The sequence below is a fragment of the Streptomyces sp. NPDC104313 genome, assembly GCF_055583985.1.
Genome location: NZ_JBVJMW010000011.1, coordinates 211,118 through 236,236, shown reverse-complemented (window position 1 = coordinate 236,236; position 25,119 = coordinate 211,118). Strand labels below are relative to the sequence as shown.

Here is a 25,119-nt window from a genome sequence, read left to right as displayed (position 1 = left end):
GAACCGGCTCACCCCCTGACGGTGCGGCCTCCCTCCGGGCCGCCTGCCCGGAGGGAGGCCGGGGCTCCAGCCGTCCACCGGTCGGGGCCGGCGGTTTCCTCCGCTGTTTCCGCCAGCACGTCCGCGAGCCCTTCCACGGCCAGCACCATGCTGACCGGGGCCGAGCTGTTGAGGCACAGGCTGTGCCCCGGGGGAATGCGGTTGAGCAGCTCCGTGACCGACAACCGTACGTACCCCAGCCTGCCGATGCCTTGGAGGTAGCGCGGAGAGGTGTAGACGGGGACCACCGCCGTGCCGTCGGGCGCCGACGCGCTCACCGGCTCGCCGGCCGCGGTGACCGGCACCGCGACCTCGGCCCGGGCCAGCGCCGCGGTGACATCCTTCGTGGGACCGTATCCGGTGGTGGCGAGTTGGACGGCGCGGTCCACCTCGTCGGCGGGCTCGGGCCACCCCATCGCCTCCGGCGACGGCCGGTAGTCCTCGTTGTCCTCCCACCCGACGATCACGCCCTCGGAGTCCGAACGCCACTGGCCGACCACGGCCCATTCCGGCGGCGGGCCCTCCCCCCGCCAGGCGGGATCCGGCAGGTAGAACCAGTGGTCGGGCGCCAGCCTGGCCGCCTGGACGAACTCCTCGGGAGGCGGGGGGTCAAGAGGGGTGGCAGGGGGCTCGGCGCCGGTCTCACTCATCATGTCCTCGTTCACTTCGGGTGCCTGCGGGGCCGGTCGGTCCGGTTCCGCCGTTCCGCCCGGTGGACCGGGGCAGCGGTGCCGGGACGGGGCGCGGCGCGTCCTGCGCGGAGGCGGGTTGCGCCGGGCGCGCCCGCTGCCAGGGCGCGGCCCCCGGGACGGTGCCGTCGGCCGACGCGTGCAGGGTCAGCACCTGCTCGCCGGTGTCGCCGGTGCCGGAGAGGTCCACCGGGAAGCCGGTCCACCACACGCTCCGTCCCAGCCGCCTCGCGACCCGGTCGGCCAGGCCGGCGGCGTCGGCGGCCGGGCCGGGGAACGCGAGGACGACCGGCGTGCTCAGCTCCGTACGCATCAGATCCGGGTCGGTTGCCAGGAGTTCGGCGAACTCGCCGACGGTGATCCCGTACGTCTCGCCCTCCCACTCCACCTCCACCCGGTCCGGGTCGTCCTCGTCGGGCCGGACCAGCACCAGATGGGGAACGGCCCGGTCCGGCCCGGGAGCGCCGCTCGCCCAGGGCGCGTCCGCCATCGCGGACGGGGTGCCGAAGCGGGCCAGGTCGACGTCCGGCGCCGGTCCGCCGGTGTAGTCGCGGCCTGCGCCGTCCGATGTGTCCTGGACCGTTCTCATGAACGTACTGGGGTACGCGCCCGCCTCCACCAGGGCGTACGCCGCCGCGATGTCGGGGTCGGACGCCTCCCGGCCGACGGCGAAGGCCCGGGTGAGCACGTCCAGTGCCTCGGTGCGGCGGGCGTGGGCGGACCGCGGGTCCGGCGGCAGGTGGAGCAGTCGGGCGATGAACTCCTCCGTGTCCGGGCCGGGCACCGGCAGCGTCTCCTCGGCCTTGACCCGCGCCCAGAACATCCTCGACATCTCGGCCTCGCCCACCGTATCGGTGGGGACACGCAGGACCGCGGCGGCCTCGTCCTCGACACCGCCCTCCCAGAGCCACTCGGCGGCTGCCTCGACAGCGGGCAGGTGGACGAAGCCGATGAGCCGGTCGCCGGGGTACCGGGCCCAGTGCTGTGCGGCGGCGGCCAGCACCCGCCGGCCGGCCGGCCGGTCCGCCCCGGACGCGGCCTCGGGGTGCGCCGCGACGACGCGCCGGAGCAGGTCGAGCGTGAACGGGCCGGCCTCCTCGAAGTCGGAGTCGCCGCGCCACATGTGGTCCAGCGCCGCCACCCCGCGCAACAGGTCGTCGAAGTCGGGCGCGTCGTCGACGTCGTGGCCGAAGGTCAGCCGCAGCGCCCGTACCAGGCGCAGCGTCCCCGTACGCGTCTCGTCCGACACCTCGCCGTCGCCGGGGCTCACCCCGGCGGCCTCCGCGAGCCGGTCGAGCTCGGCGCCCCCGGGCTCGGGCCGGGCCAGGGCCCAGGCCCGCCGGCGCCCCTGTGCGTCGGCGAACAGGGTCCGCCGGTAGCGGCCGTTGCTCTCCTGGGTGCTCTGCGGTCCGTAGGCCAGACGCACCGCGCGTCCCGTGGCGTTGGCCACGTGCTGGCCCATGGAGAGGCTGCGGAGCGGATCGGGTACGAACGGGCCGGGGAAGGCGTCACTGGCGGTGCCCGGTGCGGGCACGGCGCTGTCCCCGGGCGCTCCGCTCCAGCAGACGACGAGGTCGACCCAGTGGTGCTTCGGCAGGGTCGCCAGGCTCTTGCGGCGGCGCAGCCAGGGCCCCGCTTCCCGCTCGTCGACGCTGCGCGTGGTGCCGTCGCGCAGGGCGAACACCAGGGAGCCGGGTGAACCGTGCATGTCCAACCGGTATGCCTCGTCCTCGGGGCCCGGACGCGGCAGGTCCCACTCGCCGGATATCCGGCCGGTGGCCGGGTGCTCGTGCACGAACGTCGGCATCCGGTCCAGGTGGCGGTCGTGGTCCTCGAAGTCCCGCGCGAACTCGGCCGGGTGGTGCGAGGCGCGGCCGATCTGCCGGCCGCTCAGCGCGCTGACGATGGCCCGGCTCACCACCTCGTGGTGCCAGTCCGGCACGTCCTCGTCCGCGTCGGGCCCCCATCCGGGTCCGCTCGCGATCCAGTCGCCCCGCGGTGTCCGGGGGCGGCGGACCACGTCGATGGTGCTCGCCTCGCCGGGGGCGGACTCGACCGTGACCCTGCCGGTGTGTGCCCACACCGTCAGGCCGGTGCGGTCGGCGAGCCTGCGGGGCAGGTCGAGGTAGCCGTCCGCGGCGAACGGGACGGCGAGCACGATCGGCGTACCCGGCGGCAGCGCCTCGCGGGCCGCGTCCGCCGCGACCAGCTCCACGAACTCGGCGGCGTCCAGCTCGCGCCGCGTGCCGTCGGGCAGCCGCGCCCACACCCGGTCGTGCCGCCCTTCGGCGGCCACCACGTAGGGAGTCACGCCGGGCGGCCAGGGGGTCGGCGCGGTGCTGAGGACGTCGTAGCCGCCGGAGGGGTCCTCCTCCAGCAGGTCGCCCCGGGTGGTGTCGAGCCGGACGACGTCGTTCTTGCTCCAGTTCAGTCCTGCCACCCTGCGGCCGTCCACGGTGAAGTGGGATGCGCGGCCGGGCGCGGTCACCCCCAGCTCCGACAGGTGGAACGCGGCCAGCGCCGCCGAGCCGGTCGCCCGTCCGGCCGCCGTGGCCCGGCCCACCAGCGCGAACAGCGCCTCCCTGGTGCCCTGGGCAACGGTGACCGCGGGGTCCAGGTGCAGGACGCGGCGGGCGATGGCGTCCACGTCGAACGGACCCTCGCGCAGCGTACGGTCGCGGCGTCGCAGGGTGTCGAGCTTCTGCACCGCCACCGCGTCCGGCGCCTGGAACAGGCCGATCGTCGCCTGGCGGCCCAGCTCGGCCCGGCTCACGCCCGTGAGGGCGCCGGTGCCCGCCCAGTCGGCCGGTACCCGGCTCATGGCCCGCACCACGATGGTGTAGTCCCGCGCGGTCAGACGCGGCGCGGCGGGCGGCAGATCCCGCTGGAGCAGCTCCAGTTCACTCTCCAGCCGCCGGGAGAACACGGCGCGCGCGGTGGCCGCACGCCGCATCGCGGGTGGCCCGGAGGCGGTTCGTCCGGGTCGGGCGTCGGCGCCGTAGCCGGTGACCTCGACGCGCGGCAGCGCGGCACCCGCCCGCCAGTTGCGCAGCCCGGCGGCGGCCACCTGGGCGGCGAGCCGTCCGACGGCCCGCTCCCCGGACGTGGACGGGTCGGTCGCGTCCCGCCCGTACGCCACGAGGGTCCGGGAGGGCAACGGCGGCAGCGCCCGGGCGGTGAGGGGGGCGGCCGGGGTGACGGTCACCGGTGCCGAGGTGGGCTCCAGGCCCTCCATGGGGTCTCCGAGGGAGGACCGGGCCGGGGCGCCCCCGGCGTCCAGGGCGTCCGAGGCTTCCGGGACGTCCCGGACACCCGGGCCGGGAGACCTGAAGGCCGGTGCGGCCGGGTCGCTGTTGGTGGCCGGAGCGCTGTTGGTGGCCGGGGTCGGCGCGCCGGGCTCGGGTGCCGCGGGGGCCGCCGGCACCACGGGGGTCGCCGGCATCGCCGGCCCGCCCAGGTCGGGGACGGCGGGGCGGGTCAACTGCCAGTCGGAGGCCGCTGGTTCGGTGAGGGTGGACAGGTTGGGCACCAGTACGGGCAGTTCGCCCTCGACCGCGTCCGGGGCGGTCAGCTCGACCGGGGACCTGCTCCACCACACGGACCGGCCCAGCCTGCGGGAGACCGTCTCGGCCACCGCCGCGTCCGGGCCGCTCAACCCGTCGAGCACCAGCAGGACCGGCGTCGACGGTTCACTGTGACGCAGCGTGGTGTCGGCGGCCAGCAGCTCGGCGAACTCCGCGGCCGGCATCCGGTAGGAGGCCGTACCCACCGTCACATGGACGTGGCCACTGTCCTCCAGGTCCACCGACGCCCGTACGGTGTAGGGAACCGGCCGGTCCTTCCCTTCCGCGTCCTGCCCGGTCCACGGCGCGACCACCGTCGTGTCCGCCACCCGGAAGCCGTCCAGCCGGGGCAGGAGGGCCGAGCCGTCATGCCAGTCCCGGCCGAGCCCGACCGCCGCTCCCACGGACGTGACCAGGGCGGGCGCCGCGAGGGCGCCGTGCGCCTCGGCCGCGTAAGCGCCGGCCACGTCCGGGTCGGCCATGTTCCGGCCCGCCGCGAACCCCTGGGTGAGCAGGGCACGCGCCCGCTCGCGCAGCGGGTCGTCCACCGCGACAGCCGGGTCGAGGTGGAGGGCGCGGGCGGCGAGCGTGTCCGCCGCGGGGCCGGACAGCGTCTCCTCGGCCCGGACCCGCGCCCAGAACATCCGTGTCCGGTGCGTGGGCGCGTCAGCGGGGTCGGACAGGCCCAGCGCGGCGACGGCCGCCCGGTCCACCTCCGCCGTGTCCCGCAGCCACGCCGCCGCCGTGCGCAGTTCCGGCAGGGGGACGAACCGGCTCACCGGCAGGGCGGGACCGGAGGCGCGCCACTCCAGCGCGGCTTCAGCCAGTACCCGGCGGATCGCGTGACCGTCCACTGCGCCGGCGGCCAGGGGGTGCGCCGCGATCACCCGGCTCAGCAGCTGCGGCCAGAACGGTCCCGTCCGCTGGAGGTCCGGGTCGGCGAACCACATATTGACGACCGCCGCGGCCCCGGCGACCAGGTCCGGGAAGTCGTCGGCCACCACCACGTCCGGGCCGGCCACCAGCTTCAGGGCCCGCACCACCCGCAGCAGTTCGGAGCGGACGCGCGGCGACGGCTCGCCCCCGAATCCGGCCTGCACGGCCAGCCGGTCGAGTTCCGCCTCGTCCGGTTCGGGACGGCTGGTCTCCCACCACCAGCGGCGCCCCTGGGCGTCGGTGGCCAGCACCCGGACCGGGCCGCCGCCGAACCGGACCACTCCCTGCGAGGAGTAGGAGAGCCGTGTCGTGCGCCGCAACCGGTTCGCCAGGTGCTGTCCGAGCGAGAGGGCGTCGTCACCGAGCGGATCGGCGGCGAACGGCACCGGGGAGGTGCCGTCGAACTGTGAGACGTCCTGCGCGGATCCCTCCTCGGGGGCCCCGGAGTGACAGATCACCATGTCCAGCCAGTGGTCCTTCGGCAGGTTCACCAGACTCTTGCGCCGCCGCAGCCACCCGGTCGCCTCGTCCCGGCCGGCCGCACGGCTGCCGCCGCCCGCCAACGGCAGCGACAGCGCGCCCGGCAGCCCGTGACCAGCCAGGCGGTAGGCCTTCTCGGGCGCCCCGGGGTCCGGCATCGGCAACGTGCCGGAGTACGTGTTCGTAGCGGCGTCCCAGTGCACGTAGAAGGACATGTGGTCGAGTTCGCGGTAGCTCTCCCGCTCCCCGACGAGTTCGGCGGGCTCATGGAAGCTGCGCCCGATCTGCCGGCCGGTCCGCGAGCTGACGATGGGCTGGCTCAGTACGTCGCGGTGCCAGGCCGGGGCGTCGTCGTCCGGGTCGGGCGCCAGGCCGGGCCGGACCGGGAGCCACGAGCCGTCCGGCAGGCCGTCCCGGTGGAGTACGGCGATCGTGTTGGGGGAGGCCGGGTCGGGGTGGCGCCGCGCCAGGCCGCTGTGCACCCAGACGGTGCGGCCGGTCCGGTCGGCGAGCTTGCGCGGCAGCTCCAGGTAGCGGTCTCCGGCGGACGGCACGGCCAGCACGATCGGGGCGTGTGCGGGCAGCGGGTGGCGCGCCAGGTCGGCCGCGACCAGCTCGGCGAACTCGTCGGCGTCCAGCTCCTGTACGGTCCCGTCCGGCAGCGGCGCCACCACCCCGTCAGGGCCGCCTTCCGCCAGGACCGCGTAGGGAGTCACGTCCCACGGCCACGGCGCGAAGTCCGGGGACCCGGTGGTGGTGGCGCCCGCCGGACCGGCCGTGAGCCGGTCCACGAACAGGCCGTCGATGTCGGCGGTGCCGGTACCGGTCCAGTTCAGGCCCGGCACCCGGCTACCCCCCGCGGAGACGTACCGGGCCCGGTCGGACGCGAGCAGGCCCTGCTCCTCCAGGTGGAAGGCGGTGAGCGCGGCCAGGCTCGTGGCCCGCCCGGCGGAAAGGGCCCGGCCGGTCATCGTGTACAGGTCGCGGCGCATGTCCGGGTCGACGAGCACGGACGGAGCCAGATGCCAGATCCGGCGGGCGACGGCGTCCACGTCCAGTCGCCCGGAACGCAGCGCCTGATCGGTGCGGCGCAGCGCGTCCAGGGCGTCCACGGCGGCGGCGTGGCGCGGGGACGTGACGGCGATGGTGGCCCGGCGGCCCAGGTCGGCCGGACCGATCCGCTCGGCCGGAGATACCGTGACGCCCCGGTTCGGGACCCGGCTCCTGCCGTGTGCGGTGATCGTGAAGTCCCGCACGCCCAGCGGCGTCCGCCCGGCCGGAAGGCGGGCCTGGAGGGTGCGCAGGGCGTGGCCGAGGGCACGGACGAACAGGTCGCGCGCGGCCCGCGCCCGCAGGTCGCCCTGTGCCTGGGCGGCCCGGTCCCGGTCGCGTGCGCTGCCCGCGCCGCGCGCGTCCGCGCCGTATCCGGCGATGTCGACCCTGGGCAGCGGCACCCGGTTGCGCCGGTTGCGCAGAGCGGCCTCCGCCACCCGGTGTGCCAGCCGTTCGACACCATCTCCGGCGTCGTCGGCCGGGCGGACACCCTGCGGGGCGAACGGTACGAGGCTGAGTGGCGGCAGCGTGGTGAGGGACCGGGCGGGCGGGGCGACGGGCACGGCGTACACCGGCTGCCCGCCGCCCGTGTCGAGGGCGACGGGGGCCGCCGTGACCGCGTCCGTTTCCGCGTCCGGCATGTCCTGGTCCTCCGGGGCGAGTCCGGGGAGGACCGCCCCGGTCGGACCGAAGGTGAGGTCGAAGTCCGGGAGGGATCCGAAGGCGTCCGGGTCGAGGCTGTCCAGGGCCGACGGGAAGGCGTCGGGCAGGTCGAGGGCGGTCGGATCGAGATCCGGAAGGTCGAGATCCGGAAGGTCGACATCGGGCAGGTTCCCGTCGGGCTGTGACTGCAGCGCCGGCCGTCCAGGGGCCGGCGTCCCGGCCGCCGGACCGGTGACGGGCGGCGTGCCGGTGACGGGCGGCGTGCCGGTGACGGGCGGCGCGGAGTTGATCGCCGGGAGCGGGGGGTGGACCGGGGCAGGGGTGTCGAGCAGGGCCCCGGCGTGTTCGTCCGGGAAGAGCCCGTCCCGGGCGACGTGGTCGCGCAGTTCCCGCTCGGTGAGCGGGTGGACGTTCCAGTACCGGCCCCAGTTGTCCCGGTAGTCCAGTGTCCGGTCGTGACCGGGCATGCCGTCGAGCGCCAGCTGGGCACCGCGCATCACCTCGTGGAAGGAGTGGTGGCCCGCCGACAGCGAGGTGGCGATCATGCCGGCCCGGATCAGGCCGAGGTCCAGGTCGATCCCCCACTGGTCCCGCATCCGGGCGGCGTGCACCAGGAAGCGGTAGGTCGATCCCGCGGTGCCGGTCGCGACGAGTCCGCCCGAGTCCTCGGACAGTCCCTGGAAGCCGGAGCTCATCGCGAGGTCGTACACCGAGGTCGCCGGCATCCAGGTGAGTCCCCGGTCGTCGACCGCCAGCAGGCGCTCCGCCCGGCTCAACGACGGCCGCACATCGTCCGGGTCGGTCTGGACCACGTGGGCACGCGTGGCCCGGGCCAGCGCTGCCCGCTTCTCCCGCGGGGAGAGGCTGTCGTCCAGCCTGAGCTGCTCGACGAGCCGCTCCAGCTCGGCTCGGGCCTCCGCCTGCCGACGGCTGGACCGCTCCGCCTCGACCTCCGGGTGCTGGTCCTCGCGTCCGCCGAGCATCTCCGGCACCAGCTCGCTGGAGATGCCCTGGAACAGGAAGGTCACGAGTTCCCGCAGATTCCCGCTCCGCAGCACCTGCTGGAGTGCGGGCCTGCCGGTTCCGACGGAGCCCGCCAGACTCGGGTTCTCACTGCCGAACGTGGCCAGGTACCCGGGGAACTGCCGGCGCGCCCGCTCCCACGCGGCGCGCGCCATCTTCCGGAACTCCTCGGTCACCGCCTCGTTCTCGGCGAGATGCACGGCCAGGCGGCGCTCGAAGGAGACGGACTCCTCGGCGTAGCGGATGCGGGCCCGGACCCACGCGGGCACCTCGACGCCACGGTCGGGGCTCGTCGCCACGGACCGGCGAGATGTCCGGGACCTCTCCCGGCCGGGAGAGGTGGCGGACTCGGCGCTCCCCGGTCCCTTGGGCCGGGGCCCGGTGGCCGGAGCGGAGACGGAGGCGGGGCGGGGCAGCGCGGGCGTCTCGGGCCGGGGCGGTTCTCCGAGGGGCCCGGGGCGGTCCGGGCCAGGTGCCGGGGTGTGGCGGCGGTCGTCGATGTCGACCGTCACCACCCGTCCCCGGTCCGGGTCCGTGGCGCCGCGGACCCGCTTCGCGTCCTGGGTGAGCCGGAAGTCGGAGAGGGTGACGTGCGGTCCGGGGGCGTCTTGCTGGAACGTCCTGAGCAGTCGGCCGAGCCGGTCGCCGAGCGCGTCCGCGACCGCCTCGGCCCGCTTGCGGCCGCTGGTCCGCGAACGGTTGCCGTGCCCGGTGACGGTGACGGTCGGCAGGGGCAGCCCGTTGGCCCTGTTCCACAGGCCCGTGCGGGCCAGCGACAGCGCCAGGGCATTCAGGTTCTCGTCCATCTCGGCGGACGGGGTGTGCTGCTGCTCCGCGAACCATAGGGTTCGCTGGTGCGGGCGGGGTGTGTGCCCGTGCAGGACCACCGTGGTCAGCGGGTTGGAGACGGCGGGTGAACCCTCCGACAGCAGCGCCGCGTTGACCGCGTGTGCCGACTCGCCGGGGCGCTTGCTGTAGGCCCGGAAGAACCACAGGTCCTTGTCGTCCGTGACCGGTGCCGCGGCCCGGACCTCGGCCCGGGCGCGGGCGCGGGCCCGGTCCACCTCGCGCTGTGCCAGGGCGTGCTCGGGGCGGTCCTCGGCGAAGTACCAGCGGACCTGCTCCGCCTCGTGGACGCCGGCCAGGGCCCGGGCGGTGCGCGCGAAGCCCTCCAGCCGGTCGATGTGCGCCGCGTCCGAGCCATCGCGCCGCGCCGCCTCGGCACGCCGGTCGGTCTCCTGGGCCAGCCGGCCGAGTTCGTCCGCGTCGTAGCGGTCGAGGTTGTCGTCGACGATGTCGTCGAGCCGGTCCTCCGGGATCCCGGGGTGGGAGTGGGTCTCGTTCTCCAGGGTGATCTGGTGGGTACCGTCCTCGCCGGCCAGCACCACCTGCGCGAAGTGGTAGGGGGCGTGCGGACCGACGCGGTCGCCGGGCTTGGCGTGGTTGTGGGTGAACAGTTGGGCGCCGCCGTCGTTCGTGGTGCTGACCGACTGGATCAGATAGCCCTCGCCGACCTCCGCCCAGGCGAACTGGTTGACGCCGGTGCGGGCCGCGGCCGCGTTCAGCGGCTCGTGCGGCGGGTTGTCCGGCGTGTGGCTCAGGGCCCGGCCGTACGTCTCGCCCGGGGTGGGGGCGCCCACCACGCCTCCGGTGAAGCGCGGGTCCGAGCCCGCCCGGCGGGCCGCCCAGCCGGGGGTGACGCCAGTGGCGGGGAGGTCGCCGCGGGCGACCTCCGTCAGTGCCTGGGCCAGGTGGTGGGTGCCGGTGACCTCCCGGCCGTGCAGTCCGTTGACCGGGGCCGTGGCGACGGTGCCGTCCGGGCCGCGGAGAGCGATGTGGGAGAGCGGCGCGGCCTCGGCTCCGGCGACCATCCGGGCGAAGTCCCGGGTGAAGGAGTGCTCGGAGGTGCCGGACGAGGTCAAAAACCGTGGCTCCACCCGGAACAGCGGCTCGCCCGTCGAGCCGTCCTCCCGGGTCAGGAGCACGCTCACCGAGGTGTCGGCCACCAGTCTCACCCCGGCACCGGTGGCGGCCAGCCGCGCGGAGGAACGCTCGATCGCCGCCCGGGTCGCGTACACCTGCCTGCTCCGGCCGGTGGTGTCGTCTCCGGCCGAGAGCAGGGCCAGCGTCCGGTCCGCGGAGATGTGCAGCGGCGGCCGGTCGGCGGCGTGGACGGCGCCCTGGTCCTGGTGCGGCAGGACCAGGACGGGCGCGTCGGAGCCGCCCTCGGCCCGGACCTCGCCGACCGCCCGGGGGCGCGGCTCGGTGAACAGCACCCCGGTGGCGCTCTCGTCGACGACCCGGTAGTCGCGGGTGATCAGGGGCCGGGGGCGCAGGGCGTCGATCCGGTGTTCCCACTGGGCCCGGTCGGCGAGCCGGTCGAACTCCGCGTCCCCGTCGCTGGTGGAGCCGCTGCCGCTCTCGCCGTCGCTGTCCGGGTCGCTGTCACTGCTGAGGTCGCGGGCGCCGATCAGGCCGCGGTCGCGCGGTGGTGGCGGCGTGGCCCAGTCCGGCCCGGAATCCCCCGGGCTCCGGTGTACGACCATGCGGCGCTCTCCGGTGGTGGGGTGGGTGGCCACCTCGGCCGGGCCCGACGGGTACCAGACGGGGCGGGCCGTCGTGCCGGAGACCAGGTTCGCGACCTCTGCGGCGAACGTCGCGGGAAGTACCAGGACGATGTCCGCGCCGCGCGGGCGCCGGGAGTCGTAGGAAATGATCCGGGCCAGCTCCACGGCGTCGCGGACCACGAAGGTCCGCCACGGCGTGACGATCTCGATGCCCCCGCCGTCGGCCTCCTCGGCCACGATCACATACGGACTGCGCCACGGCGCGGGCTCCCGGGCGACACCGCCGGAGCGCTCGGCGAGGTAGGAGTCCAGCTCCGGCAGGCGGCGGCCCGTCCCGGTGAAGTCACGCCCGGTCGGGCTCCGGTCCTCGTTGCGCAGCAGGGTCTCCTCGGCCAGGGAGTCCCGCCGGATCTCGATCTGACGGTCGATGAAATACGCGGCGAGGCCCTCGGCGCTCTCCAGATCGTCCGAGGACGCCTCCAGCGCCAGCGCCCCGAGATCCAGCACGTCCTGGGAGCTCACCCCGGCCCGGCCCGGCAGGTGCAGGACCTCGCGGGTGAGGTCGGCCAGCCCGGCGCGCGGCGGACGGCCGCCCGCCGCCTCCTCGACCAGCGCGTACAGCGCCTCGGAGGTCTCCTGGAGCCGGGGGCGCGGGGCCCTGCTCCACTGCGGGCCGAACACCGTGCTCAGCCACCGGGGGTCGGCCCAGTCCGCAGGCCCGTCCTCGTCCTCGGAGTCCGTGCCCTCGTCCTCGGAGTCCGTGCCGTCGTCCCCGGAGTCCGTTCCGTCGTCCGGCTGGGGCTGTGCACCGGAGAGCGTGCTGAGTTCGTACGCCTCTTCCACTCCCGCCGGACCGGGTACGGAGGTGCCGGTGGCGGCGGGCGGGGCGGTGACCTCGGTTTCGGTGTCCGCGGGGGCGATGATCCCGGTGTCGGTGGTGACCGTCGGGGCGGTGACCTCGGCGTCGGTGACCGCCGGGGCCGAGGTGTTCTTGCCGTCGGACATCTTCTGCACCGGGTTCCCGGTCCTGGGCGTCACGGGAGCCTGGGTGCGCGGGATCAGGGTGACGAAGTCCCCGCCGCGCCGGCGGAGCCGGAGGACCGGGGAGTCAGCGGACGGGCCCGCGTAGGTGTGGGCGGTGCCGTTCTCCTCGATCAGCATGACGGTGGTGCCGGTCGCGGCGGCGGCCCACTCGGCCGGCGCGCGGTCGGCGTCCGGGCCCCACGGGGCCTCGGCCAGGTGGCGGCGCAGGTGGCCCTCGCGGGCTTCCCGGCTCGGCGCGGGTGCGCCCGGGCGGGAACGGAAGGGCGGGGGCGTGAAGAGCGCGTCGCGCTCCGCCGGGTCGCCGGGCAGGCCGTTCAGTCGCATCAGCTGGGCGGGCGAGGCTCCGGCGCGGTTGCGCAGCCGTGCGGCCTCCCGGCGGTCCACTCCCTGCTGCCCGGCCGCCTGGTGCAGGGCCGAGGAGAGCGCGCCGAAGAACCCGTTGCCCCGGCCCGCGGGGGCGCCTTGGGTGTAGGTCGCGCCGTCGGGAGCGGTGAGTACGCCGTCCCGGCCCAGGCGGTAGCGCGGGCCGGTGGCGTCGGCGGGCGGCAGCCAGGGGGCGGTGGCGTGACTACGGTGCGTCGGGCGCTTCGCCGGGGTCTGCGCCGTGGACGTGGTCGTCAGGGGCTCCGCTGTCGTGCCCGTCTCCGTGCCCGTGGCGGTGCTCGTCGCCGCGGGCGCCGGGAGCGGCGTCGTGACCGGTGGCGCGGTACCGGCCGGGAGCGTGGCGTGGAAGAAGCCCCCCTCGGCGAGGAGGACGGGATCGGTCGCCGCGTCGACGGCCGCCGGATCCGCGCCGTGCGGGAGGAAGAGCTGCGGTCGGCCCTCCCCCGTCACCACCGTCAGCGGGATGCCCAGGACCCTGGCCGCGAGCGCGGGCAGCAGGTCGGCGCCGCCGTGGTCGCCCGCGCGGCGCTCGGGCGGGGCCGGCTCTCCGGTGTCCCGGTCCGTCGTGTCCGCTGCCGACGGCTCGGCCGCGAACGGTCGGAACAGGGCCGCGACGGCCAGCGCGACCCGCTGTTCGGGCGTCGGCCAGAACGTCTGCGGGAGACGGCCGAGCGCGTCGAACTCCGCCTGCTGGGCGGCGGTCAACCGCACCCCGGCGCTGTCGAGTTCGTCCGGTGTGAACGTGTCCGCGACATCCAGGGCCAGGGCGTCGAGCAGGTCCTCATTGCCGTCGTCGGCCCATGCCCAGGCGAGGCGGTCGCGTGCGGCGGCGACGGCCTCGGCCGTGACCGCCGGATCCCCGGGGCCGGCCGCGAACCGGTCGGCGAGGTCGGTCCCGAGGAGGAAGGGGAGACGTCCGCGGTCCTGGGCCACGGCGAGCAGCGCGTGGAAGAACGAGGCGCCGTCGTGCGGCACGGCGTGTATCTCACGCACCGTGGCGCCGTCAGGTGAGGTGAGGGTCCGGGGAGCGGAGTCGGTGGCGTCGGTGATCGTGTACGGTTCCGGCGCTTCGGAGCGCCAGGCGGGGGCGGTGTACGCCTGCGGCGGGTCCTTCACCGCGGCGGAGGCCGAACCCTGGTGATGGGCGGTCAGGCGAGTCGCGGCGAGGTGCAGGCGGTGGTGGTCCGCGGCGGCGGCGTCGGTGCTCAGCTCCCACCGGCGTACCTCTTCTCGGGCCGTCTGCCAGGCGGCGACGGCCGGGGACTGTGCCACGGACCGGGGAAGGACGGTCGCCCGGTCGGGATGCCCGTCGCCGAGCGCGGCCCGCTCGTCGGCGCTCAGGTCGAGCCAGGCCTCCCGGGCCTGCGCACGGGCGTCGTAGTAGTTCTTCTCGGCGGCGGCGAGGTCGGCCGCCGCCGTGGCCTGGTCGTCCCAGGCCACGGCGGCCTCGTCGGGGAACGTGGTGTCGTCCAGGAGTCCGTAGTCACGGGCGATGTCCTCGCGCAGCCAGACCAGGGCGGTGGTCTCGGCCTCGGCGGCGCGCGGGCCGCGCCTCGGGTGGCCGAGCGCCCGCATCGGGCGGCTGTCGGTGAACCGGTGGTCGACCTCGGCGACCGTCAGCCAGGTCACCGGTACCGCGAAGAGCATGCTGCGGTCGGTGACGACCTTGACGTGGGTGCCCAGGGTGGTGTCCGTGACGGCCTTGAGCGTGGTGCCGTCGTTCGCCCCGCCGATCGGGACCGTGGCGCCGGGGTTGGTCACACCCGCGTTGCTGTTGCCCGCCATCGGCGACGAGCTCACCGCGCCCTCGACGTTGTCGACGATGCCCGCCTCCAGCGCGTCGGAGGTCTTGCGTCGCTGCATCGCCTCCATCCGCGGCTTGTTCTCCACAGCGAGCAGGCGGGCGCCCCGGCGGTGCATCTTCGCGTAGAGGCGGGATTCGGCGGTGTGGGACTGGCCGATGAGGTGGGCGGAGGCCCGGGTGGGCAGCGGCGAACCGTCCGCGCCGAGCGCCTCGCGGAATCCGGCGGTCAGGCCGACCTGGGTGGTGGCCTCCTGTTGGGCGTGGGCGGGGGCGGTGCCGAGGCCGGTGAGTGGGGTGTGACGGGCCATCCGGACACGCTCGGCGAGCACCGTTCCGGTGTGCCGCAGGCCGAGGTCGCTGTCGCCGGGGAAGCCGTCGGCGCGCGCGGTGGCGAGGGTCAGGGCGTCCCGCACCTGGGTCGCACCGAGCATGTCCACAGCGAGGATGCCGGAGCCGATCCGGTCGTCGAAGGGCAGGATGTCCGGGTCGGAGGCGCCGGTGTCCCCGACCGGGTTACCACGCCACTTCGCGATGGCCTCCGGCCGCGCCTGTTCTGCTGTCAGCAGCCTTACCGCGCGCTCCGGTTCCGGGATGTCCTGCTCGGTGAGCGCGCCGTCGGCGCCGTCGCCGTCCGGGGTGAGCAGGCTCGTGGGGAGGATCTCGTTGAGGCTGCCGACCGGGGCGGTGGCGGTGGGGCCGAGCGGCTCCCCGGACGCGTCCGTCATGGTGACGGTCAGGGTGTACGAGGTGACGATCTCGGCGTGCGTCTGGGTGGTGGCGATGTTCGGCATCGCGGTACTGCCGGTGGTCTCGGTCCGGGCGCTCGACCGCTGCTTGGCCGCGGTGCCCTGGAGCGCCGGGTTGGCGACCAGCACACCGCTGCCGGCCGCGCGTTGGCTCGCGCTGAGCGTCGCATCGGCGCCGCGGTCCTGGGACGTGTCCTTGGCCTCGTCCCGGGCCGTGGTGCGGTAGTCCTCCAGTTCGTAACCGGTGCGCAGCCGTTCCACGGTGGTGGTGACCGGCGTCAGCGTGAACCGGAGTTGCCCCGGGCTGCCGCCGACCGGCAGGTGGTGCGGGCGGGTCCACGCGCGGTAGCGGACCGGCAGCAACATCCCGTCGGTCGTCAGCTCGTGCAGGTGGGAGCGGAGGAAGTCGGGCGAGAGGTGCTGGAGCACCTGCTCACGGTCGTGCGAGGGCACGCCGATCTTCTCCAGTTGCGCCATCAACTGCCTCGCCGCCCGGCCCGCGTCGAGCTGTCCGCTGGGGTGGGAGGGGAAGCGGCGGCGGCTCAGGAAGGGTGGCAGCCGGTAGCCGCCGCCGAGGTTGGCCGGCGTGGTGGTGCCGAGGCCGTCCGGTGCGAGCCCGGCCTCGATGGCGTCCTGCAACGGCAGGTGGAACATCACCGCGTCGCGGATGTGCTGGAGCGCGGCGGCGGCCCGGCGCGGCGCGAGCCCTCGCCCGAGCCGTTCGGAGATCCGCCCGGCGGCGGCGCTGATCCCGGCCCCGGCGCGGGTGCCGACCGCCCCCATCGCGGCGGTCCAGCGGTCCCGTACGGCGACGGTCTCGGCGGCGTCGGCGACCACCAGGTACATCCGCCCGGCGTAGGCGAGGGTGGTGTTACGGCCCCGGGTGAGGGTCCCCGAGGCGCTGCGGCCCTTGCCCCAGGCGTACTGGAGAGCCGTCGTGTACGAGCCGACCACCGCCTGCTCGCCGGGTGCCTGCTGCAACGGCATGATGGCGCCCTGGAGACCGAGGGTGGTGCGGGACACGGTGCTGGAGCTGCCGGCGACGCGGTGCTCGTTGCCGATCGTGGCTTCGAGGCTGCCGGGCTTCGGGTCGCTCGCGACCCGTACGTTGGCGAGTTCGCCGCGGACCGCGGCCTTCAGGTAGTGGGTGGAGAGGGGGCCGGCGCCGTTGAGCCCGGTGATGCGGGAGCCGAACGGGCCTAGATACTGGCCGAGTTGTCCGGCGATGCTGAGGTTCGCCATCGCCCGGCGCAGGGCGGTGCGTATCGGGGCGCCGGGGGCGCTGACGTGCCAGGACGTGCCGGAGGCGCGGTCGGCGGTGTCCTGGACGAGCCGTTGGCGCTGCCAGCCCCCCTCGGTGCTGAGGACCACGTGCGGGGCGCTCAGAAGCCTCTGGACGAGCCGCCGGTCGGACGACTCGCCGCGTGGCAATGGACGTGTTCCGTCCAGGAGTTGGTCCGCCTCGGTGGAGGAGAGGGGGCGCGGCGCGGGGGTCGGCGCGGGCGCCGCCGGCATCGCCGTTGCTGTCGCCGTCTCCGTTGTCGTTCCAGCTCCTGCCCGTGCCCGTGTTGCGGGGCCGGTGGCCGGAGGGTCGGTGGGGGCATAGCGGTCGGAACCGTGCGCCGCGGGCACGGCCAGCTCCACCCGCCCCACGGCCTCACTCCCCCGGCTGAACAGCGGACGCTCCTCCGCCTTGCTGACGAAGACGCCCGCGCCCAGCAGACCGACCGAGACGAGCCGGGCCCAGCCGCGCGGGCGGCGGTGGCCCTCGAAGGTGGCACCCAGCTCCACCCGGTAGCTGTAGAGGTCGGCACCGTTCTGGAACGTCAGCTGGTCGTGGGCGACCGCGACAGTGCTCCGAGTGGCCTTCGCGTCGGTCCTCGCGTACCTGCCGCCGAGGGACACGTTGCCCGTCCGGCGCGGCAGCCCGGCCTCGGGCGCCTTGTCGTGGTCGCGCGGCGAGACGCCCAGTTCGACACCGGCGGACAGCGTGGTGGACGCCTGCTGCCCCTGGCCGGAGACCTCGGTGCCGATCACCGCGTTGCGCAGCGAGCGTTCACTCATGGTGGTCTCGAACCGCCGGTCGGTGAGGCGCGCCCGCAGGATCAGGGTGTGGTGGCCGCGCCGCACCTTGCCGTCCTCGGTGAGGGTGACCGGTACTCCGGTGGTCGTCAGGTCGTCCAGACTCTGCGCCAGACTGGGCCGGTTGAGCGCCTCGCGCACCTGACGGTCGTTGTGCAGCGCGGTCCGGATGCGCCCGTCCCCGTACCAGAGCTTGGCCAGCCGCGGGTGCCGCAGCATCAGCGGCGGGACGAAGAGGGACGGGTAGGAGTGGTGGAGTGTGTCCAGCACCGTGTCGGCGAAGGCCCGCAGGGGGTCCTGGGGAGACGGGTCAGGCGTGGGAGACGGGAGCGGCTGCCCGTTCCGGTCCTGCTGACGCTGCTGGTTCTGCTGATCCTGCTGGGCGGGTGGCTGACCGCTCGGGTCGGGCCCGGCGGGAGGTCGCTGGTCCGGCCGGAAGCCCTCGGCACGGACCTGCCCGCCCAGATGCACCGGATCCTCGCGGGTGAGGTACCACGGCACCGGCGGCTCGGCGTCCGGGTTCGGGCCCGTCGCGCCGGGCGTACGGCTGTCCCAGCCCGCGAGCCGGCGCGCGTCCTGGGTGGAGATCCAGTCCAGGCTGACCACCCGCACCGGCCGGGCCGCGGACGCCGGTTCACCGGCCCCCCGCACCATCAGGGTGCGTTCCACCCGGTAGAGCGCGAGCGGGTGACTGCGGACCCGGCCGGTGACCTTGCGGGCCGCGTCGTTGCCGAGGTAGTGGCCCCGGCCGGTGCTGAGATCCGCGCGGACCAGCGGGCCGCCCTGGAGGCGTACGTCCGTCTCCGGGCCGATGAGGGCGTGGTGGGGACCGGCGGTGACCTGCACGCCGAAACGGGTGTCACGGACGTGGGCACGTTGGTTCTGGTACGTGGTCTGGGCGAGGTCGCGCACCTCCGCCTTGACCGACTCCGTGACCAGGGTGGCCCGGTGCGGGATCGACCGCTCGACGACCAGGTGCCCGAGCGGGTGCTGACCGCTGCCACGGGTCAGCTCGGGCCCGCTGACCGGTCCGGACAACCGCCCGAACAGACCGTGCAGCCGTCCCGGCCGGACATAGGAGACCAGTGTTCGGTGCGCCGAACTTCCGGGCCGTGCACCGGATATGGCGATCGCCACGTCCTCCGGCGGGTCCGTCAGGTGCAGTGCGGTGGTGTCGCTGATCCGCGGCTCGACGCCGTCCGGGAAGGTGAGCGTCTCCGGAGCCCGCTTCGGCCCCGTGAACGGCACGGTGAGATCGTCCGGCAGTCGCCAGCTCAGCCCGTCCCGCATGGCGAACGTCGCGCCGTGCACGGGGGTGCGCTGCCACGGAGGAGCGGGGGCGGGCCGGGTGGCGTCCGGCCCGGTGGCCTTCGGCGCCTCGGTGACGCGCTCCACCCGCACCCGGTAGTGGACGTCGTCCAGGTGCAGATGCGAGCCGTCCACCGCCCGGTACTCGGACTGGTGGTACGCCTGGGTCCCCAGCGTGTAGTCGGTCCGGCGGCTCCAGCCCAGCGAGACGCCGATCTTCAGCATCCAGTTGAACGGCGGCCCCATGCCCACCGCGGCGGCCACCCGACGCCCGACGCCGACGCCGCGTCCGCCGCCCGTACCGGCCTGGCCGCGCCGCATGGTGTCCACCCGGACCGTGGAGCCATTGATGTCGGAGAAGCGTTCCCAGCGGTGGTACGGCACGGCCTCGACGGTCATCTCATGGCCGACGCCGGACTTCTCCCGGCCCACGAAGCGGGCGCCGCGCGGGGCGGTGAACGCGCCGGGCTGATCGGTCAGCAGACGCAGCACCTCCGCCTCGTCGAACTGGGCGCGCAGCTTCTCGGGCAGCTTGCCGAGGATCTCCTGGGCCACCTGTTCGGGCGAGCGGAGGATGAGGACGCCGACCCCGTTCAGGAGCCCCGTCCGGGGGGCGACGGCGGGGCGGGAGCCCGTCCCCCCGTCGTCCGGCCCGGCGTCCGGGCTGATCAGGACGGTGGGCAGCCGGCCCCCGTCCTCGAAGGTGACGGTACGCGGTGCGGGGCCTGGCGGCCGGGCGTCCTCGCCCGTCAACAGGCGGGCGGGGCGGTGCCGTTCGAGCTGTGTCTCCAGTGGCACGGGATCACCCGGATCCGGGACCGGGGTATCCGGGGCGCCCGCTTCGACGATCCCGCCCGTGTTCCGCAGGCGCTCCCCGAAGACGTCTGAGCCGGCCGGGTCCTGGGTGGCCGGAGCAGGAGTGCCGGCCGGAGCGGGAGTGAGGGCGGGTGCGGGAGTGAGGGCGGGTGCCGGGGCGAGGGGGAGGGGGGCCGTGGCGGGGACCAGGGCGTCGAAGTGGTCGGTGCCGTTGTAGGACAGGTGCAGGGCCTCGCCCCGACCGCCCGGGTTGAGGGGGGTGACGAAGGTGCTCCCCGGCGCCTGCGGGTCGGGCTGGACGAGCCGCAGGTCGAGGTCGAGGGTGTGCGCCAGCGCCTGCGGGAGTATGTCGGCGAACGGCGACGCCCACAGCGCGGGGAGCTCCGCCGCCGCCAGGATCAGCCCGTCGGCGCCCAGCCGCCGCGCGTCGGCGGGGGTCGTCGCCACCTCGGCGAGGTGCGGGTAGCCGCTGTCCCGGAGGATCCGCCGCCACCGTCGGCCGTCTCCGTCGGTGACGACCGCCTGCGCGATCCGGTCCCAGCGCTGGGCGATCCTGCCCTGTGCGTCCGGGTCCCGTACTCCGGCGAGGGCGGTCATCCGCAGGTCGTCGACGACGGCGAGCACCGGATCGGGGTTCGCCGCGGCCGCCGCGGTGAGAAGTTCGGACCCGGTGAGCCGGTCGCGCAGCAGCTCGCGCAGCCGGGTGACGTCCCGCGCGGCCCACGCCGGGGGGACGGACCGGCTGCGCGCACTGTCGAGCAGCGCCCGGAAGAGGCAGTCTCCGCCGCCCGGGGTGTGCAGACGGCGCAGAGCCAGCCCCTCCACGCGCACGGCGTCCGCGGGACCGGGCGTCACCGGGGCCTTGCTGAGCAGGGTCAGATCTTCGGCGAGGCTCTCCGGGCGGCTTCGCGTGGGCGCCAGATCGGGTCGCCGGCGGGCGAGTTCGGCGGTGTCCTCGGGGCTCAGGGCCAGATCGGAGAGGGGCAGCGGCGCGGTGGAGAGTGACCAGGTGATCCGCGCGGCGGGCGCGTAGGTGAGCCCGGTCACGTCTTCCGGCGAGACCAGGGCGGTCGGCGGGAGCTCGGGGGGCGGCGGGGGCAGCAGGGCGTCGAGCGTCGTGCCGGGCCCTGCGGTGGCCCTCAACTCGGCTGCGGCGCGGAGGAACTCCCGGTACTCCTCGGGTGTGGGGTCGGCCGACGGGTCTCCGGTGGTGGTCGCGGCGCCTACCGGGCCTACCTCCGGGCCGGCGGTCGCCGTCGTACCCGTCGCGCCGCGCCGGTCGATGACCATCCGGCGCAGGAGGTCCGGGGTCATCCGGCCATCGCCGTAGCGGGCCGCCGTGTCCTGATGGAGCCAGCGCAGGCCGTCCACGTACGCGAGTCCGGCGATCAACCCCCGGCTGTCGAGGTGCTGCTCGGCGTCCGTGCCGAGTACCCCGCGCAGTGTACGGATCTGCTGGAGGGTACGGGCCCGGGCGAAGACATCGGCCGGGTCCGGGCCCATGTGAAGGCCCGCTTCGCGTGCCAGCGCGTCCAGTTCGGCTCCGCCGGGCTCCGGGGTGAAGAGGCGCCACCGGCCCGGCCCGTCCGGGCCCTCGGTGAGCACCGCGCGAACGTCGCCGTCCCCGTCCCTGGCCGTGCCCGCCTCGGTGGTCGGCGCGTACACCGGGCGCCCGGTCCGGTTCGCGACGTGCTGGGCCACCGGCAGTCCCGCGATCCGCGGCTGCCGCCCGGTCTCGCAGGAGAACAGCACCAGTGGGCGGTCCCGATCGCCGTCCTCGGCCCAGTACTTGAGGAGCTCGCCGAGCTGCACCCCGCTGACCCGCACGGTGGGACGCGCGGCGTCGTCGGTGCCGAGCGTGACGGTACGGGGGGTGCCGTGGCCCGCGAAATAGTCGGCCCCCCGCTCTGTACCGGAGCCGGGGAGAGCGGTCGGCGGTCCCGTGAACATCGTACGGGGGGCGGGCGGAGCCTCGGTGGACCCCAGGGCCGGTGCCGGGGTCCCGGAGGAGGTGGTGCGCACGCCGCGGAAGGTGTCCTGGCCGAGCAGCGCCCGGCGGCCCGCGCTCCGCGCCGTGCCGTCTTCGGCGGGGCTCTGCGAGATGGTCAACGTCCGCACCGCGCGGCCCGGTCGGGGCTGGTCGGGCCCTTCCGGTACCCAGCGCCTCAGCTGTGCGAAGGGCACCGCGTGGCCGCTCAGGGTGGTGATGACCGGCTGCCCGTCGGAGGGTGTGGGGCCCTCTCCCCCGGTGGTGTCGATGCCGCCATGGCCCGACTCCAGGTGCGGTTCCGTGGCGGTCCGTTCCGGATTCGGGCGTGGCCGGCCGGTGCCCAGGGCGCCGTTGCGGACCAGGGACTCGACCATCTGCGGTACCGAACGGCCGCCCTGGAACAGGCTGTACATGTCGTCGGGTACGACGGGCCGGAGGCCCTGTTCCAGGAGGAGTTTGGGCAGCAGGATCTGGACGTTGGAGCGGAGGTTTCCGTCCTGGAAGGGGTGGACCACGTGCAGCGCCCGGATGGTGCGGGCGATGGAGGCGAGCTTGGCTCCGTCGTCGGCGTCGGGCCGGCCGACGCGCGCGTAGTGCTGCTGGAACAGCGTCTCCACGAGGTCGGGGGCGGCGCCCTTCCTGTAGTTGGTCGCCAGCGACGGGTTGCTGTGCATGAAGCGGGTGAGGATCGTGACCGGCCGGGGCGAGGGCAGCGGGTTGGCCCAGTTGTGCGTGCTCATGTCGTAGACCAGGGCCTGGCCCCCGATGCGCTCGTCGAAGATATCGGGAGCGAGCGTGTCACCGCGCAGCGGGAACTGGGTGGCACCGCCGCCGGACCAGCCGATCGTACGGCCGAGATGACCGGTCGCCAGACCGTGCATGGCCTGGTACGCGGAGGAGTCCATGGGGGTGGTGACGGTGTCGGGGTCACCCAGGAACCGGGCGTACGCAGCGACCATGCCCGCCTGGAAGCCCGGGGACCGGTCGTGGTCGTAGTAGGAGCCGGGATCGTCGGGGAAGGCGGCCAGCGCGGCGTCGTGGTTCTTGGGGTCGATGTAGAACCGCCACCACTCGCTCTCCGGCAGGACGTCCCGCAACGTCTCGGGCCGCCCCGGCCGCACCTGGCCCGTGGAAGACCCGCCGGTCCCGTCGCCCGTGCCCGTATCGGTTCCCGTGCCGGAGCCGGTGCCGGGCTCGGGGGTGGTTCCGTCGCCGCGCCCCGACTCCAGGAGCAGGTCGGCCGCCGTCTCGGTCCAGGGGCTGGACAGAGTGTCCGGCTTGGCCGCGGCGGGGATGCCGGGGGCGGTGCGGAGGCTGTCGGGGGCCGTGGTCGGCGTCGGCTCGAGGTCCGGGTCGGGCGAGCTGTCGGTCGTGGTGACGACCAGCGGCTCGACGTCCGTGCCGCCCTCGGTGCTGGTCACGGGAGTCGACTCGCCAGAAAGCACCTTCACGGGCAGCGGGTCCGGGTCGCTCGGTTCCGGGTCGCTCGGTGTGGACACACCACCGGCCGGTTTGCCGGCGGGCTTCTCCCCGGGTGGCGGAGTGGCCGAGGCGGCGGCCACGGAAGTCACCGGCGCGGGAGCGGTCGACGTGCCGGGCGTGCCGGGCGTGGCCGGCGCCGGCCCGGCAGACGTGACGGGTGGCGGGGTGGTCGAGACGACGGGCGGCGAAGTGGCCGACGCGATCGACGGCTGGCCGAGGGCGACCGAGAGCGGCAGCAGCACGTCGGCAGCGGGGAACGCGGTGCCGTCCGGTGCCACCGTGCCTTCCGGACCGGTGAGCGGACGGACCTGGACCGGATCGCCGGGGCCGTGGCGGGTCAGCTCCACGGCGGTGCGTACCGGCTCCCCGGCCTCCCCCGTCACGTCCGACGGGACCGGCGCGACCGGCGGGCCGAGCACCACGGCCCGATCCACCCCGGCGCCGTCCAGCAGCTCGGCGGCCTCCGGGGACCCCGCGGCCGGTGGCGGCGCCTCCGAGACGACGACCGTCGGCGCAGGTGCCTCGGCGCCGGCCACGGGACCCGCGACGGGCGGAGCCTCGCCCCACACCTCACGCACCTCACGCACGTCCGAACCGTCGTCGGCCTGCCCCGGATCACGCACACCCGAACCACCGCCCGCCTCGCCCGGACCCGGCACCTCCGAGCCGACGGCCGACGGCGCCTCGGCTCCCCCGGGCAGGGAGCCGCCCACCCCGATCGGCGGGGCCACCGTCACCGGCGTACCGAAGCCCCCGAGGGCCCTGCGGATCTCCTCGGCGTCCACCTGGGCCGCGGGGCTGTTCCCGGCGGGCACCACGCGGACTTCGGGCACCTGCGACAGACCGGCGTTCAGGCTGTCCCGTACACCGACCTCGGTGCTGCCGGGCCCCTGGCCGCCCCGTAGCGCGGCGAGGTCGCGCAGCGCCTGCTCGCGCAGCTCGGCGGAGCCCTGGTGGACCTGTTGCCACAGCCCGTTCTCGAAGGCGGTCACGGGCATCGGGCCCGGGGAGTACGGGGGCGGGTCCACCGGGACGTACGGCGGCGGATCCTGCGCGACATAGGGCGGCGGCGCCTGGCCGCCGGTGAGACCGCCCTCGCCGGTGGTCTGCTGGACGACCGGCACAGGCCCGCCGCGTGCGGATCCGTCGCCGCCCGTGGTGTCCGTACGCGAAGGGCCGTCGGTGCGATCCGGGCCGTCGACGGTGCGGGAGGAGTCCCCGGAGCCGCGCGTACCGGAGTCTGCGCCACCGGAGACGGTGGGCGGCGGCTGGTTGCGCAACTTGTCGATGGCGTGGCGCAGTTCGGCGCCACTGTTCAGGGCCGTGCTGGTGAGCGACGATTCCACCTGGCTGCTGATGCCCGCGCCGACGAAGGTGGACCAACTGGTGGACCAGTCACCGTCGAAGGCCCCCTTGATCAGGATCTCCGCGAGCGCCTCGCCGGACCCGGCGGCGAGGAAGTCGGCCGTTCCCTTCAGCCCGTAGTGCCCGGCCAGCGCGCCCGGCCGGTCGGAGTTGTAGCGCAGGATCTGGTTGTTCCGCCACAGATCGGGGTTGTTCCGGAAGGCGAGCGGGCCGTCCCGGAAGGTGACCGGCGGCCTGGGCGGGGGGATCGGCCCGTTCGGGGTCGGGGTCGGGTCGGGGCGGTCCTTCGGAAGGTTGCCGCCGCCCGGACCCGGCCCGGGGTGGGGGGTCGGGCCGTTGTTCTTCAGGTCGATGTCCGGGGTGTCCCGCAGGTTGGGGTTGTTCTTGAAGTCCGGCCCGCCCTTCAGGAAGTTGCCGTCGAAACTACGGACGATGTCCTTCGCGAACTTGTCGAAGATGCTCGAGAAGAGGCCCGCCGCCGCACCGAACGCGGCGGCCTTGCCGATATCGCTCCAGTCGATGCCGTCCGGTCGGCGGCCGTCCGGGGCGAAGTTCATCATCGCCAGCCGCACGGCGAAGGTGGTGAACGCCTCGGCGAACGCCTCGGTCAGGGAGGGCGTCAGGTGCAGCCGCTGGAGCAGGTGGCTGAGGGTGGTGAGGATGAAGAAGCGGCTGCGGAGCTTGGCCATCATGATCTGACTGGCCGAGGCGCCGCCGGTGAAGAAGGACATCGCCAGGTAGATGGCGATCTCGATGAGCAGCCGGATGATCTCGGCGATGACCTGCCACTTGGACTCCATGATGTCCATGGAGGTCTTGCGCCGGCCTTCGGCGATCTTGTCGAGCTGCGCGGCGAAGTCGCGCAGGTAGTTCTTGCCGCCGTCGTCGACGAGCATGCCCATCGCCCGGCCGTACGACGTGGCGAGGTCGTCCGGCATGGACTCGCCGATGTCGTGGATCGACTTGTCGATCAGCGAGGACAACCGCTCCAGTTTGCGCCCGAGGCCGGAGTAGGGCCGACGGCTGTCGAAGGCGAGATCCTCGTCGGCGTCCATGAGCTTCTCCCCGGTGAGGACGAAGATCAT

At 74.9% G+C, this 25,119-nt stretch carries 2 protein-coding genes; both read right to left on the bottom strand.

The features are described from left to right. Positions 1 to 8: 8 nt before the first annotated feature. The gene (locus tag ACZ60Q_RS25335) at positions 9 to 689 is read right to left on the bottom strand and encodes a type VII secretion system-associated protein (RefSeq protein ID WP_469638859.1); all 681 of its coding nucleotides are present in this window, start codon (positions 687 to 689) and stop codon (positions 9 to 11) included. Further along, entirely contained in the window at positions 682 to 25,119 is a 24,438-nt protein-coding gene (locus tag ACZ60Q_RS25330) for a lonely Cys domain-containing protein (RefSeq protein ID WP_469638908.1), read from the bottom strand. Before ACZ60Q_RS25330 ends, ACZ60Q_RS25335 begins: the two co-directional genes overlap by 8 nt.

Coding starts and splice junctions, on each gene's coding strand:
- ACZ60Q_RS25335 (WP_469638859.1), bottom strand. CDS start 689: ATGAGTGAGACCGGCGCCGAGCCCCCTGCCACCCCTCTTGACCCCCCG.
- ACZ60Q_RS25330 (WP_469638908.1), bottom strand. CDS start 25,119: ATGATCTTCGTCCTCACCGGGGAGAAGCTCATGGACGCCGACGAGGAT.